The organism is Bradyrhizobium sp. Ken01, assembly GCF_055807355.1.
On record NZ_JBVVPC010000267.1, the window covers coordinates 1 to 249 of the forward strand.

1 protein-coding gene is annotated in these 249 nt (G+C 61.4%); it reads right to left on the reverse strand.

Annotated elements, in window-relative coordinates; all coding sequences use genetic code 11:
- Positions 1–249 (reverse strand): UxaA family hydrolase (locus tag AC0L3S_RS39605; RefSeq protein ID WP_473285412.1); only part of this gene is annotated, 249 nt, incomplete at both ends.

Here is a 249-nt window from a genome sequence, read left to right on the forward strand (position 1 = left end):
GCAAAGCCCCATTGCGTCCTTTTCAACAGGTCGTAAGCGGGACCCTTGGTGTCGATGCCGCAGCCAGTGCCGTGGACGAGTGCGATGATACCGTCGACATTGGGATAGTCGCGCAGGATGCCAGATCGGTTGACCTCGTCGGTGATGAACCGGGCGACGCTGGCAGAGCAGTTCACCGAGGTCAGGACGGCAATGAAGTTGCGCGTGCCCACCTTGCCGCTCGGCCGGCGGTAACCCATGAAAGTAGCG